At 75.0% G+C, this 2,368-nt stretch carries 2 protein-coding genes; both read right to left on the bottom strand.

Annotation, left to right across the window (positions count from 1 at the left end; translation table 11 throughout):
* Positions 1-970 (bottom strand): hypothetical protein (locus FDA94_RS38845; protein WP_212735712.1); only part of this gene is annotated, 970 nt, incomplete at its 3' end.
* The coding region (locus FDA94_RS38840) for an ABC transporter permease (RefSeq protein ID WP_137252008.1) at positions 970-2,368 on the bottom strand (1,399 nt) is incomplete at its 5' end. The genes FDA94_RS38840 and FDA94_RS38845, both read right to left, overlap by 1 nt.

Genomic DNA, 2,368 nt, shown 5'->3' with positions numbered 1-2,368 from the left:
CGGCCGTGGCCGCCGCCACGCCCTGGCGGCGGGTCAGCCCGAGCGGGCGCAGCAGCGCCAGCGCGGCGGCCGAGGCGGCGGCGTGCCGCGAGATCGTCTGACCGAGCAGCACCGCCGAGGCGGCGAAGACCGCCACCCCGAAGGCCAGCAGCGACATCGCCTCGAACCGGGTCAGCTCGCGCTGGTGGTCGACGAACTGGCGCATGTCCCAGACGTCGATGTTGGTCCGCCCGGTCGCCTCAGCCAGCTGCCGGGTGAACTCGGGCAGCGGCGCCCGCAGGCGGACCATCGCGTTGTAGAAGGCGACGTCCCGCCCACCGGCGACGCTGTGCTCGTGGGCGCGGAAGAACGCGGCGGAGGGGAAGACGTCGCCGGTCGGCCGCTCCAGCGAGTCGGAGAACCAGCCCGACCGGATCACTCCGGTGATCGTGGTCACCAGCCTGGGGCCGGTCGGGGTGATCTTGTCCCACAGGGAGGGGTCGCCGATGCCGCGGTCGACCTCCTCGGGCGTGAACAGCCGGATGGTGACGGTGTCCCCGACACCCTTGCCCCAGCTCTCGGTGAACCCGGTGGTGACGGCGACCTCGTCGGCGGCCACCGGCAACCGGCCCGCCAGCACCACCGGCTTCTCGATCGTGTGCCAGATGTCGTCGTCGGCGGGTGGCGGCAGGTTGGCCATCATGCCGGGCGGGTCTTCGAAGAACCACGTGCCGGTCGCCGGGAAGGCCGCCAGCGCCTCCACCGACGGCAGCGCGCGGATCGCGTCCCAGTCGAAGCCCGGCTGATTGGGCAGCACCATGGCGTCGGCCGGCAAGGTGATCTCCAGCAGCCGGTCGACCACACCGGCGCCGCGCCGTGCCCCCGCCGCGGCGGCCAGGGTGGCGGCCAGCGCGACCGCGACGAGCAGGGCCAGCGCGACCAGCGCCCGCCACCGTGACCGGGTCTCCAGCCGGAGCCACTGCGCGGTCATCATTCGGTCCGCAGCACGTGGCCCACCCGCGTACGGGTGGACAGGCGGGCCGGCCACACGGCCAGCAGGTTCACGGCCAGCAGCGTGAGCGGGCCGATCAGCAGCAGGGCCAGCAGGGCCAGCGGCGGGTGGTAGAAGAACGGCATCGTGTCCGCGACGATCCGCCACAGCGCACGGCCGAGCACGAAGCCCAGCGGCAGCCCGAACAGCAGCCCCGTGAGCGCCAGGATCGTCGCCTGGGTGAGCACCACGCCCCGCGCCTGCCACCGGGTCATGCCGTGCGCGCGCAGCACCGCCATCTCCTGCCCGCGCCGCCGTACGGCGGTCACCAGGGCGTGCCCGGCCGCGCCCAGCGCGAGCAGGCCGAGGAAGGCGCCCAGCATGATCGGCAGCGACTCCACCCCGCGCATCTGGCCGAGCTGCTCCGGCGGGTCGGGCACGAGGAGGGCGAACCTCTCGGGCACGCTGCCGCGCAGCCTCTCGTTGAGCCGGGCCGCCACCGCGCCGGCGTCGGCGCCGGGCTTCAGCGTGACCAGGCCGAACAGGAACTTGAACTGGCCGGGCGGGAACAGCCGGTCGTAGCCCGCGCCCGTGGTGACCCCGCCCTCGTCGTAGCCGTTGTGCGGCCCGGCCGGGACGAAGCCCAGGCCCGTCACCCGGAAGACCTGGTGGCCCAGCGGCCCGGTCAGGGTCACGTCGTCGCCGACCCCGACACCGATCCTGCGGGCGCTGCTGACCGCCAGCACGACCTCGTGCTCGTCCGCCGCGGGGCGGCCTTCGGTGAGGAGGGGCTGCCAGGGCGTCGCCGGGGAGGTCGCGCCGAACAGGGTGACGGAGGTGGGGCCCGCCTGGGTGACGCCGAGCCGGGTCTGCGCGGTGGCGGCCACGGCGGGGTCGGCGGCGACCTCGGCCAGCGCAGGGTCGGGTTCGGCCAGGTACCGGCCGTTGAAGCCGAAGAAGCCGATGAGCTGGTAGTTCTGGCCGTACCGCTCGGGATTGTCGTCGGTGTCGGCCACGCCGCTGGAGAACATGAACGCCGCCAGCACGCCGAGCACCCCGACGACCGCGCTGAGCAGAGCGGGCCGCACGGGCAGCGAGTCGGTGCCGCGCCCGCGCTCCAGCGCGAACCGGGCCCCCACCAGCACCGGCACCGGCAGCCCCAGCCGGGCCGCCGTGGCGACGATCTTCGATCGGCCGGAGTTCACTCCGGCCCCTCCGTCTCGCAGCGCGAGCCACGCCGCGACCGAGGAACCGGCCGCGACCAGGACGGCCGTCGCGGCCACGCCACCGGCGAGCACCGGCCAGTCGGCGTCGATCCCCGGCGTGGGCTCGGCCGTCGCCGCGGCCCCCATCGGCATCCAGCGGGACGCGACGATCGCCGCCGCCGCGCCGGCCAGG

Source organism: Herbidospora galbida (assembly GCF_005233835.1).
GTDB classification, from domain to species: Bacteria; Actinomycetota; Actinomycetes; order Streptosporangiales; family Streptosporangiaceae; genus Herbidospora; species Herbidospora galbida.
The sequence above is the reverse complement of the archived record's forward strand: the minus strand, read 5'-3'. Positions and strand labels throughout refer to the sequence as shown.